7 protein-coding genes are annotated in these 12,596 nt (G+C 53.9%); 6 read left to right on the top strand and 1 reads right to left on the bottom strand.

Annotated elements, in window-relative coordinates:
• Positions 1–30 precede the first annotated feature (30 nt).
• Positions 31–1,821 carry a DUF389 domain-containing protein gene (locus RDM37_RS05705; RefSeq protein ID WP_374043030.1) on the bottom strand — a complete coding sequence of 597 codons (1,791 nt, stop codon included), beginning with the start codon at positions 1,819–1,821 and terminating at the stop codon, positions 31–33.
• 279 nt (positions 1,822–2,100) lie between these two features.
• On the opposite strand from RDM37_RS05705, the gene RDM37_RS05710 reads away from it, so the two are divergent.
• The 6 genes from RDM37_RS05710 (at position 2,101) to RDM37_RS05735 (ending at position 12,177) form a co-directional block, all read left to right on the top strand.
• Positions 2,101–3,273 carry an AI-2E family transporter gene (locus RDM37_RS05710; protein WP_308555782.1) on the top strand — a complete coding sequence of 391 codons (1,173 nt, stop codon included), beginning with the start codon at positions 2,101–2,103 and terminating at the stop codon, positions 3,271–3,273.
• Complete coding sequence (dnaX, locus tag RDM37_RS05715) at positions 3,248–5,071, top strand: DNA polymerase III subunit gamma/tau (protein ID WP_308555784.1); 1,824 nt, start codon at positions 3,248–3,250, stop codon at positions 5,069–5,071. The genes RDM37_RS05710 and dnaX overlap by 26 nt, the downstream gene beginning before the upstream one ends.
• A 170-nt stretch (positions 5,072–5,241) precedes the next feature.
• A complete protein-coding gene (locus RDM37_RS05720; RefSeq protein WP_308555786.1) occupies positions 5,242–7,581 on the top strand; it encodes a trypsin-like peptidase domain-containing protein in 2,340 nt (779 codons plus the stop codon).
• A 36-nt stretch (positions 7,582–7,617) separates the two neighbouring features.
• A complete protein-coding gene (locus tag RDM37_RS05725; RefSeq protein ID WP_293964629.1) occupies positions 7,618–8,460 on the top strand; it encodes a fumarate hydratase in 843 nt (280 codons plus the stop codon).
• Between the two features lie 11 nt (positions 8,461–8,471).
• Positions 8,472–9,029 (top strand): Fe-S-containing hydro-lyase, encoded by a 558-nt coding sequence (locus tag RDM37_RS05730; protein ID WP_004331532.1) that lies wholly within the window; start codon positions 8,472–8,474, stop codon positions 9,027–9,029.
• Between the two features lie 55 nt (positions 9,030–9,084).
• Complete coding sequence (locus tag RDM37_RS05735) at positions 9,085–12,177, top strand: leucine-rich repeat domain-containing protein (protein ID WP_308555788.1); 3,093 nt, start codon at positions 9,085–9,087, stop codon at positions 12,175–12,177.
• The last annotated feature ends 419 nt before the right edge of the window (positions 12,178–12,596 follow it).

Genomic DNA, 12,596 nt, shown 5'->3' on the forward strand with positions numbered 1-12,596 from the left:
TATTAAAGTTAGTATTCTATTTCTGCTTAGTTAGTTCGTCAGGATCAGCTCGAGCGCATCCGTTTTGGTACGCCTCTGTAGCCACTGCTCGAGCTTGTTACGCTCGGCCGGGGAGATGCGATGCGATGGGGTCGTCACGAGGATATGGAGGACGGAGTCTTGTCCTTGGATAAACTCCATCGAGGGCATCAGTCGCACCTGACTAATGTCGGTAAAGACCGCTCGCGCCTCATCGCTTACATCGTGCGTTAGAGACTTGTAGTAGTCATAGCGCAGGAGCGTACGACGCAGCGAGTCGATCTCGGCACGCTGCTCAGAGGCGGTGCGCTCAGACCGCTCGTAGAGGTCACGCAGCAGGACGCCGCCTAGCTGCTCGTAGTCTGTCGGAGCCTCATTGTCGATCCCCTGGTGCACCTGTAGGTCGAAGTTAGATAGTCCATAGCTAGGTAGTAGAGTAGCTATGCTGTCTATCGTCTGAGCCGAGAGCGGCTTGCCGATCAGGACTACGTCTATGTAGGCACGCTTGTCCCCATCAGCTCGTACGAAAGACTGACGGATCACTTGGTGAGCTGGGGGAGCAAAGTGGTCTGCGACAAACTGCTTGGCACGCTGCTCCTGATAGGAGTCTCGCACCAGACGGATACTTAAGTAGATACTCGGTATCAGTGTGCAGACGGCGATCACCGAGATCCAGCGATAGCTACGCTTGCGCATATCGCCCGAGGCGACTGCCTTCATCGGGAAGCGCATGATGCGTACCATCACGAAGGTGGCGAAGGCGATAAAGACCGAGTTGATGATGTAAAGGTAGATAGCACCGAAGAAGAAAGCCCAATTGCCCGTAGCCAGCCCAAAGCCCGCTGTACAGAGCGGTGGCATAAGTGCCGTAGCGATAGCCACGCCGGGGAGTACCTGCCCCTTGCTCTTGCTACTACCAGCGATCAGACCCGCCGCACCGCCAAAGAATGCAATCAATACATCATACAGCGACGGCTCCGTACGTCCCAGCAGCTCACTGCCGGGCTGATCAAGCGGAGTTAAGAGGAAGTAGATCGTAGCTGTCAGGATACTGAAGAGTGTCGTCAAGGCAAGGTTACGCAGCGACTTACGTACGAGATCTAGGTCGGCAATGCCGAAGCCCAGTCCGAAGCCGATGATTGGGCCCATCAGCGGGGAGATAAGCATTGCACCGATGATGACCGCCGTCGAATTGACATTCAGACCTATCGAGGCAACGAGGATAGCACAAATGAGGATCCATAGCTTGGTACCACGAAACTCCACATCCCCCTTGAGCGACTCGATGGTTGCCACATCGCCCGCCTTATCCTCGCGGAAGTCTAGGAGTCGACGCAACCACCGCCAGGCACTCATCCACCAGATGTTTTCTTCTGGCTGTTGGCCGTTGGCCGTTGGCTGTTGGCTGTTAGCTGTTGGCTGTTTGGCTGTTGGCTGTTGGCTGTTAGGTGTTGGCTGTTTGGCTGTTGGCTGTTGGCTGTTAGCTGTTGGCTGTTTGGCTGTTGGCTGTTGGCTGTTGGCTGTTGGCCGTTGGCTACTGACTGTTGGCTGAGATGTTGGGGGCGTCTTAGAGACGAGAGGCTCCTTCTTGCTAGCGATGGGTTGGTCGGCAGCTACTCGATTGTTTTGTAAGCGTTGATCGGTAGTCGTATCGTGCGCTACCTTATCATATATAGGGGTCGTCGGGCAGCTAGACAGTTCGTCAGCCATCGGCTCGTGATGCTGATGGCGAGAAGACTTTTGCTGAGCGACCAGACGCTTCATAACGTCGATCGTAGGAGAGGAGTTTTCAGAAGAAGGCATACGAAGATTTCGTATCAAGTATACATAAGAGACTGCTAAGGTACTGATTTTCTTCCATAGCATACACCTCACTGCCTCTAGCTTCTAATCTCTTTTTTCGTACCTTTGGGTCAAAGTTGATAGGTCTATATACGATGTATCTCAAAACTCACTCCTACCTCTATGACAACAAATAGCAAAGCCCCTAACGACTCTCCCAAATCGTCATCTGCGAACAAGTGCTGTGATCATATCTCTCCGGAAGACTTGACGCATAGCCGCACGAAGCTCGGAGAGCCTGTGTATAAAGTCTCTTTTTGGACGCCTCGCACCTCGCTGATCACGCTGATCCTCATCCTGATGCTAATCATCGGCAAGCATGCGTTGCCCTATATGAGTGGCGTGCTGGGAGCCTTGACCATTTACGTCCTCTTGAGAGGTCAGATGAAGTGGCTCGTCGAGCGCAAGCACTGGGGACGCAACTGGGCCGCATCGCTCCTAACGGTGGAGGCTATCTTTTTCTTCCTCATACCACTGCTGGGGATTGTCTTGATGCTGATCGACCTCTTCTCAGCCTTTGATCCTGAGTCTCTCAATGTGCTGACGACACAAGCGCAAGACATGGTCAAGCAAGTGGAGGATAAGTTTGGCATAGAAATCTGGAGTAATGAAAACATACAGAAGCTGACGACCTTCTCGACCACCCTCGTAAAGGGGCTGCTGCAGGGGATGTCTTCATTCTTCCTCAACGCCTTTATCATCCTCTTCCTACTCTACTTCATGCTACGAGGCTATGATCAGTTTGAGGCAGCGGTGGAGGAGCTACTACCCTTTACAGAGTGCAATAAGAAGACGGTCTCTAACGAAACCATTAGTATCGTCAAGAGTAACGCTATCGGCATCCCGCTCTTGGCTATTGTGCAGGGAGTCTTTGCTTACATAGGCTACCTGATCTTTGGGGTAGACAATGCGTTGCTCTTTGCGGTGCTAACGACCTTTACGACCATCATCCCAGTACTCGGCACGATGCTCGTATGGGTGCCGATAGCAGTCGTCATGGGGATCAATGGTGACTGGCTCAACGCAATCCTCTTGGGGCTTTATGGCTTCATCGTCATCGGCGGTGTGGACAATGTAGCGCGCCTACTCCTACAGAAGCAGATGGCAAACATTCACCCGCTGATCACGATCTTCGGAGTCTTCATCGGTCTCTCGCTCTTCGGCTTCTGGGGCGTCATCTTTGGACCGCTGATTCTCTCCCTGATTGTACTCTTTATCAATCTCTATCGTCACGACTACGTACCTGGATCAAAAGCTAAGCCAACCGCCTCTACGGATCTTCAGGAGACGAAGTCTCTCGAGCGTCTCTCCAAAATTGTACAAAACAATGGTCTCTCAGCACTGACTAAGTCAGAGCAGGAGCGGTATGAGGAGGCGCACACGGACGATGACAACACTAAGGCAGATGAGTGACAACTTCATAGTATCAGCACGTAAGTACCGCCCACAGACATTCGATGAGATGCTCGGGCAGGAGGCTATATGCCTCACGCTCAAGAGTGCCATCAAGCAGGGCAAGATAGCGCACGCTTACCTTTTCTGTGGTCCCCGTGGTGTGGGCAAGACCTCCGCAGCGCGTATCCTAGCTCGCACGATCAATTGCGAGCAGCTTACCCCGCAGGGGGAGGCGTGTGGTGTATGCCCTAACTGTCAGGCGGCACTGAACCAGCGAGCGTTCAACATATACGAGCTGGATGCTGCTTCCAACAACTCGGTCGACGACATACGCCGTCTCAACGAAGATGTCTACATACGTCCACAGCAAGGCAAGTACAAGGTCTACATCATCGACGAGGTGCACATGCTCTCGTCGGGAGCCTTCAACGCTTTCCTCAAAACGCTGGAGGAGCCACCTGGCTATGTGGTCTTTATCCTGGCTACAACTGAAAAGGACAAAGTCCTCCCCACCATCCTCTCACGCTGTCAGGTGTACGACTTCAAGCCGATACCGCCTGAGCAGATCGCTGAGCAGCTGCGCCGTGTGGCAGATGCCGAGGGTCTCCAGTACGACCCACGCTCTTTTGACACGATAGCACGGATCGCTGACGGAGGTATGCGCGATGCGCTCTCGCTCTTTGATCGCTTGGCTAGTACAGCGCAAGACGGGGTCATCTCTTACGAGCAGACGCTGCAGACGCTCAACATACTAGACGACGAGTACTACTTTTACTTCACCACCTACCTATATAGTGGTGACTACAAGCGTGCGCTCTTACTCCTCGACGAGCTCCTCGGCAAAGGGGTCGCCATGCGACAACTGATCATCGGACTAGCCGACTTTATGCGCAATCTACTGGTAGCACGAACCCCAGAGACGGCGCAGCTCTTCCCCTATACGGGTGTTCATGCAGAGCGGTTTATGACGCTAGCGCAGCAGATCCATCCGCTCTTTCTCTACAAGTCTATCTCCAAGCTCGTCGCCTGCGAGCGCAACTACCGCTCGTCGCAAGCTAAGCGCCTTCTGGTCGAGTTGACGCTCATGGGGATCTCGGAGATGTGTGGAGCATTTAAGAATGCTACAGTTGCTCCCGCGACGGCAGCGACAGCTTCTAGCCAGCCAGTCTCAGCAACCTCTGAGCCAGCCTCACAACCAGCTCCAGCGTCTCCAGCTCCGCAAGAGAGTAGTGTGCAGACACCGCCAGCCACTTATCAAGCTGCGCCTACGCCTGGCGAAAAAAAAAAGACTCCTCAGCTAGCAACTAGTCAGCCGAAGCAATACACTCCGACAGGCTCCTCCCTGCGCATATCAGCTCTCAAGCGTCAGGCGGAAAAGACGCTCACGGCACAACAAACTTCAGCCACCGAAGCGGACGAAGACTCAGATGCCTCGGAGACTGGACAGCGTGATGAGCCATTCACACCCGACGAGCTGCTCAAGTGGTGGTTCGCATTTGCCGATGAAGAGCTGACAGACGACGCCTACCTCTCACAGCTACTCCACACGGTGACGCCTGAGTTGCAGCCACCTCATGGACTCAAAGTCTCCTTGGTGAGCAACATACAGCTAGAGTCGTTCGAGCGAGTCGAGCGCACTTTGCTACGTTACCTTAAGGCTAAGCTACACAACGACAATCTCACGCTAACGACAGAGGTCGCAGCTGTAGAGCAGACACAACACGCCTCGACAGCGCAGGAGCGTGCGGCTTACTATGTAGAAAACTACAAAGAGGTGGCCTACCTGACGAAGATGCTCGACCTGCGCGTCAAGTGATGACAAAACATCCCATGGCGAGAGACTCTTTCGTCCTCTGATCCCGCATGACTAAAATATGCCAGGCTTAGATCTCTCCCGCCGTTCCTTAAAAAACAGGAATTAGCGGGCGTTTTTCTGCTCTTAGAGTTTATTTGTACCTTTGAAAGGTTATCTCTCGTACTATCTCTATGAATAGACTCGATACGGATCGTTCCTGCACGGGCTTGCTGTCTTACAGCAGGTACGTATGCCTCTCTCTTGTAGCTCTCTTGCTGGCCCTGCCAGCTGTGGCTCAGCTTGCGACACCTCTCCCTGCTACGATAGTGGCGGATCTGGGTGAGCGTCATGCTACACTACGCAGTGCTCCAGGGGTTTACCAGCTACATGCTACCTCTCGCACGGAGCCTGCTAGCTCACTACGTCAAAGTGGAGAGACAGCTCCCTCTGGCCTACGACTCTTAGAGCTACCAGCGATAGAGTACTGTCAGCTGCCTAAGAGCCAGCTGTGGGGCGACTGGATCACGACCCCTTCGGGCGAGCGTGCTTGGCAGGGCGTATTGCAGCTTGAGGAGGCAGGCTGGAATACGCTCTACTTTGATCAGTACCAGCTGAATCGTGGTGATATGCTCTTCATAACTAATGAGGAGGGCGAGGTGCGAGGTGCTTTTACCGAGGCAAACAATGTCTCGTCTCATAGCCTTACGACCGCTCCGCTTTATGGCGAGCGACTCATAGTCTACTACTATCCCGCTAGTGGCGAGCGCAGAGCTCTCCCGTGGCGGTTGTCGACCATTACGACAGCTCTGCTCACAGCAGTAGGGGAGGAGCTGCCGCCTGCAGTAGGGGGGCATAAAGGGCCCGGCTCACCATGGTTTATCGTGAAGGGGCTGGAGTGCGCTGAGGCTACGGTGCGACACCCAGAGGTGGAGCGCATCGCTCGTAGCGAAATCTTGCTGGTGGTGCGGGGGCGGTTCTTCTCGTCAGGCACCCTAATCAATAACAGTCGCCAAGATGGCGAGGCACTCGTCCTGACCGCGGCTCACTGTCTCAACAATAGCTATGCATGCAGAGACCTCGACTATGTACGTCAGAGTGCAGAGCAGTCGGTCTTTTACTTCAACTACTTTAGCCCCACGGGCGATCCTCTCATCAATGGCATCGAGGAGCAAACGCTAGCCGGTGCCGAGCTGGTCGCCTATAATGAGGAGCACGACATGTGTCTGCTCCGTATCACAGGCGTTAAGCCAGATGTGCCACAGGGACAATGCGCTATACCGCCTAGCTACAGACCCTACCTGGCGGGATGGAATGCGGAGCGTGACTTCCCTGTGCCTGTCATCGGTATACACCACCCGAAAGCCTCTGTACGTCGCTACAACCGAGCCGACGAGAAGCCTCCTTTGGAGAACTACGATATGGCCTCCGTGCCAGTCCGATGGGTCAATTCGCACTTACACATTAAGAAGTGGGATGTCGGGACGACAGCGGGTGGCTCCTCGGGGTCGGGACTCTTTGACAAGAATCATCACCTCATCGGGGCACTCACGGGGGGGAGCTCTTACTGCGGCACTCCGTACAACGACTACTATTACGCTCTGAGCGAAGCCTTCACAGGCTACCCAGACGATAAGTGCCTGAAGCCGCACTTAGCCCCAACGAGTGACCAAACTATACTAGAGGGGCTAGATCCTTTTGCCGCAAAGCCTCCCGTACGTCTCTCACATCAGCTCTACAGCCTGATGCGTGACAGCGTGCTGATACGTAGAGACGACGCCTCTATCGGGGGAGTCGCTGTGCGCTACGACATTGACACCTCCGTCCAGTATCTAGGCTCGGTGCTTGTCCTAGGAGCTATGCAGGAGTGGACGCCTGTGACGCTGACTATATATGGCGATGAGGAGGGCAAGCCTGGCAAGAAGCTCTACGAGCAGACGCTGCCAAGGCCTTCGTATCTATTAGTAAATGATGCGGGACAAAGTCCGCAGCAGCGAACGCTTTCGGATGCCTTCCAAGCCTTCTTCCCTGCTAAGGAAGACACACCACTGACACTAGCCGCAGGCTCTTACTACATAGCACTAGAGGGGAGTGAGGGCAAGGCTCTGTCAGCGCCTTTGCTCATGAGCAAAGCGCAGCTACACGCCACTCCCTATGCGTGGCACCTCGTCGGCTCCAGCTGGGAGCCGGCACAGATAGACGGATCGCCTTACCTAGGGCACTACTGGATAGATCCTATCGTCTTGGGCAACCTCAAGGCGGGCGGAACGGCTGCTCTCGAGTCTGTTAACGAACCTCGTGTGATCCTTGCTGGTGAGCGTCTCTACCTACTGCTGCCAGAGGCCTGGCTCGCGGGGGGTACTCCGGCTGAGGTAGAGCTATATAGTGCTGCTGGGCAGCGCATCTTGTCGCTGCCACTGACGGACGTTCGCTCATCGCTATCTCTTGCCGACTACGCACTGCAGTCTGGCGTTTACATCGTACATCTTACTGGAGCTGGTGAGCGGTACAACTGCAAGCTCATTCGTCCGTAACCACTTAACTAGACAGTTTACTTACACACTTAATATATGCGTACAATATCCTCTACAGCCATCACAGACTTGGTGGAGAAGCTTTGCATAGAGGCTTGTGTTAACCTTTCGCCCGACATCGAGGCTGCCATGCAGCAGGGCGCAGAGCAAGACCGCTCGCCTCTAGCACGAAACGTACTGAATACGATCATCGAAAACGTTCACATAGCGCGCAGCGAGCGTGCCCCCATGTGTCAAGATACGGGTATGACCGTCATCTTCGTCGATATGGGACAGGATCTGCACGTCGAGGGTGATCTGATCGAAGACGCCATCAACGAGGGCGTCCGCAGAGGCTATACCCACGGCTACCTGCGCAAGTCCGTCGTGAGCGATCCGATACATCGACACAATACGGGCGACAATACGCCCGCCGTCATCCACTACCGCATCGTGCCTGGAGACCAAATGCACATCACCGTCGCTCCCAAGGGCTTCGGCAGTGAAAACAAGAGCGCACTCTCGATGCTTACGCCCAGCCAAGGGGTAGCCGGCATCAAGCAGTTTGTCCTCGACACCATCTCCCACGCTGGGGGCAACCCCTGTCCGCCGATCATCGTCGGCATCGGTATCGGTGGTACGATGGAGCGCTCCGCTGAGCTTGCTAAGCGTGCTCTGCTACGTCCTATCGGTGAGCGTCATCCCGATCCCGCCGTCGCTGAGATCGAGGAGGAGCTACTCCAAGAGATCAATAAGATGGGCATCGGGCCAGCCGGCTTCGGGGGAGACACCACGGCCTTAGCTGTCGCCATCAATACGGGTGCGACACACATCGCTGGGTTGCCCGTAGCGGTTAATATCAGTTGCCACGCGACACGTCACGCAGAGGGTACACTATAATATATAGAGACATGGAAGAGAAGAAGATACTCAGAGCCCCCTTTACGACAGAGATGATTACTCCGCTCAGAGCGGGAGATATGTGCTACATCTCGGGGACTATCTATACAGCACGTGACGCAGCGCATCTGCGTCTTGTCGAGATGCTAGAGCGAGGAGAGGAGATGCCTTTTGACTTCGCAGGGCAGGTCGTTTACTATGCGGGTCCTTGCCCGGCTAAGCCTGGACAACCCATCGGCTCCGTCGGCCCCACTACGGGAGGACGTATGGACGCTTATTCGCCAACGCTCATAGCGCATGGTCTGCGTGTTATGATCGGCAAGGGCCTACGTAGCCCAGAGGTCGTTGACGCGATCAAGCAGTACAAGGGCGTGTACTTCGCCGCCATCGGTGGAGCTGCTGCTCTGATGGGCAAGTGCGTCAAGGAGGCCGAGGTGATTGCTTTCGACGACTTAGGGCCCGAAGCAATTCGCAAGCTACGTGTCGAGGAGCTCCCCGTCATCGTAGCCGTCGACAGCCTCGGAGGCGACGTCTACTCGCTCGGTCGCTCGCAGTACGCCCGCCGATAACCAGCTAGAGACTAAACACTTACCACAGCAACATTCCTAAATCATGAATTATACTATGACGAAAAGATTAACCCCTTTACTCTTGCTACTCTTGGCTCTCTGCCTCCCTGCTATGGGGCATGCGAGCAAGAGCCCTTTTACCTCAGGCGATGGTCTGAGAGAGCTAGGCGAACCAACGATACGCCTGACTACCTCCACAGAGATTGGAGCGGACTGCTCATTTAGATTCTCCGGGGCTGCGACATCTATCCAGGTGGACTGGGGCGATGGTACGCTCGCTACCATCTCTCCTACTGCACCAAGGATCAGTGGCAAGAAGGCTGGCGAGGAGATCAAGATCTACGGAGAGTGCGAAATTTTTCTAGCTCCGGGAGCTCATATCACCTCCATATCGATCAATTCGCAAAAGCTTGGTGTGCTCTCCCTAGAGAATAATGAGCTTACCACGCTAGACCACGTCAATGCGCCAAACCTTGCAACCCTTAGGATAAAAAACAACAAGCTGACGAGCTTCCACTACAAGGAGCTAAAGTCGCTCTCCACGGTTGATCTGAAACGCAACGATCTAGCGTCTATCGACCTCACGGGCTTAGATAAACTCAAGAACTTGGATGTCTCATACAACGCACGCTTAAGTGTCATAGACGGCTCTGCAATGCCTAGTCTAACCTCCATAAAAGCTGATAGCTGCGCCTTAGAGCAGGTCGCTCTCCCAGAGCAGATCGCTGAGTTTTACGCAAAGGCCAACAAGCTCACTAAGCTCGGTGAGGGCGCTGTCGCTTACCCCAAGCTGCTACGTCTGAGACTACAGGGCAACGACTTCGCTGAGCTCACGTTTGGGGAGTGTCCGCTCCTCAACGATCTCGAGCTAGAGGGCAATAAGCTCTCGGCTCTTACGCTCGGTTCACTGCCAGCTCTGAAGAAGCTACTCCTCCAGGAGAACCGCCTCGAGGCGGACGCTCTCAACAAGATCTACAAAGATCTACCTACGATCGCAGGAACGATCAATGTGGCCGACAACCCAGGCGCAGAGAAGGCTTATGGCTATATCGCAAAGGACAAGGGCTGGACGATAGACGTCCTGGGCCAGGAGAATAAGCTAGGCGAGCCAACGATACGCCTGACCACCTCCACAGAGATTGGAGCGGACTGCTCATTTAGAATCATGGGTGATGGTAGTACGCCAATCCAGATTGACTGGGGCGATGGTACACTCACAACCGTCTCTCCTACTTCACCAGCGGCCAAGGGTAAGAAGGCTGGCGACGAGATCAAGGTCTACGGAAACTGCTCAGTCCTTATGGCTCCAGGAGTTCATATCACCTCCATAGCGATCAATTCGGAACAGCTTGGTATGCTCTCCCTAGAGAACAATGAGCTTACTACGCTAGACCATGTCAATGCGCCAAACCTTGGAATCCTTAAGATACAAAATAACAAGCTGACGAGCTTCCACTACAAGGAGCTAAAGTCGCTCTCAACCGTTGATCTGAGACGCAACGATCTAGAGACTATCGAGCTCAGGGGCTTAGATAAACTCAAGAATCTGGATGTCTCATACAACGCTCGCTTAAGTGTCATAGACGGCTCCGTAATGCCCAGTCTAACCTCCATAAAAGCTGATAGCTGTGCCTTAGAGCAGGTGGCTCTCCCAGCGCAGATTGCAGAGTTCTACGCAAAGGGTAACAAGCTCACTAAACTCGGTGAGGGAGCTGTCGCTTTCCCCAAGTTGCTACGTCTGAGACTCCAGGGCAACGACTTCGCTGAGCTTACGTTTGGTGAGTGCCCGCTCCTTAACGATCTCGAGCTAGAGGGCAATAAGCTCACGGCTCTTACACTAGGCACACTACCTAGTCTGAGGACGATATTCCTCCAGGAGAACCTCCTCGAGGCGGACGCTCTCAACAAGGTTTACAATGCCTTACCGACCCTCTCAGGAACGATCAAGGTGGCCAACAACCCTGGCGCAGAGAAGGCCCTCGGTTATATAGCTACGGAGAAGGGCTGGACGATAGACGTCCCTGGTCAAAAGAACCAAGACCCAGATCCCGTCATTACGATAAAGACAAAGCCCGACAAAGAGATCTACTTGGGCCTGTCTGGCTTTGCTGACGAGAGTAAGGTGCAGATAGAGACAGACGAAGGCGTAGTCGTAGAGGAGACGATCACGAGTGGCACGCCTCCTACCAAGAAGTACAAGTCGACGAGAGGCCTTGTCCGAATCACTGGATTGGTACATACGATAGACTGCTCCGAAAACGGCTCTATCGCATACGACATCGACGCCTCACAGAGTCCTAAGCTGGTTAAGTTCTATGCGCTGCACAACACGATGACCTCTGTCAACGTCAAGGGCTGCGCTGATCTTACCTTTATCAACTGTGCGGGTAGTGAGCTCCCAGAGATTGATCTCTCAGACTGCAAGCAACTAGAGACCGTATGGCTGCCAGGTAATAAGATGATAAGCATCGACCTGACTGGGCTGACGAACCTCCAAGAGCTTAGCCTAGAGCGCAACCTACTGACCGACATTCGTGGTCTCTCAGACTGCACTAAGCTGACAGAGCTCAATGTCGCTGAAAACGAACTCACGACGCTCGCGCTCACGGGGCTGTCTAGCCTGAACAAGCTTGACTGTCGCGACAACAAGCTGACCGCTCTCGACCTCAGCTCTTGTACGGCTCTGACGGAGGCATTCTGCTACAAGAACGCTATCAAAGAGCCTGCTATGAAGCAACTCTTCGAGAGCCTCCCCACAAGAAGTGCTAGTGAGCGTGGTGAACTCTACGCCATTGACTCTTCAGACAAGGGCGAGGAGAACAAAGTAAACGACGCTGATGTCAAGATCGCTAGTGACAAGTTCTGGCTCGTCTATGACTACAAGAACTACGACAATGGAGGCAAGAATCCACTTGCTAACGATCCAGTCGTCTCGGCAGATCACTACCGCCTCATGATCACTGGAGACTATATCGAGATCGCTCAGACTACTCCCCACGCTGTCGTGGAGCTATATGCGCTCGATGGTACGCTCCTACAGAGCGCACGTGCTGATCAGAGCGGTGACCTGCGACTCAGCATCGCGGAGCTACCCACGGGGAGCTACCTACTCTCCGTCGATGGCGAGGCAACCAAGGTAATCCTCTAGCGACTGCCACCTCACAATCTTGCTTGCAAGATTGTCCAGACTTTGCAGAAAGGATGAAGCGCAAGGCGCTGAGGGTGAGGTCTGAAGGGAGCATACCTCCGTATGTGACCGAAGCCGAATCCCGAAAGCAACACAGCGATTCGCCTTTATACAACAGTCTCATATAATATAAGAGGACTCTCCCAGCAGCAGGTCACCAGGCCTAACGCTGAGGGAGTCCTCTTATTTATCGTGTATGCTTACGATGACGCCACGGCAGAGGGCAAAGGACGATCTGACGCATTGTCACCCCTGCCCTCTAATTTCTAACCTCTGACCTCTAATCTCTATTTACATATCTTTACGGGGAAATTCGTCCGATTCTCTCCTTTCTCGAATATCCACGTGGAGAATCTCAAATCTCCACGTGGATATTTTTT

This window comes from uncultured Porphyromonas sp. (assembly GCF_902489635.1).
Taxonomy (GTDB): Bacteria; Bacteroidota; Bacteroidia; order Bacteroidales; family Porphyromonadaceae; genus Porphyromonas.

Coding starts and splice junctions, on each gene's coding strand:
- RDM37_RS05705 (WP_374043030.1), bottom strand. CDS start 1,821: ATGCCTTCTTCTGAAAACTCCTCTCCTACGATCGACGTTATGAAGCGT.
- dnaX (WP_308555784.1), top strand. CDS start 3,248: ATGACAACACTAAGGCAGATGAGTGACAACTTCATAGTATCAGCACGT.
- RDM37_RS05720 (WP_308555786.1), top strand. CDS start 5,242: ATGAATAGACTCGATACGGATCGTTCCTGCACGGGCTTGCTGTCTTAC.
- RDM37_RS05725 (WP_293964629.1), top strand. CDS start 7,618: ATGCGTACAATATCCTCTACAGCCATCACAGACTTGGTGGAGAAGCTT.
- RDM37_RS05730 (WP_004331532.1), top strand. CDS start 8,472: ATGGAAGAGAAGAAGATACTCAGAGCCCCCTTTACGACAGAGATGATT.
- RDM37_RS05735 (WP_308555788.1), top strand. CDS start 9,085: ATGACGAAAAGATTAACCCCTTTACTCTTGCTACTCTTGGCTCTCTGC.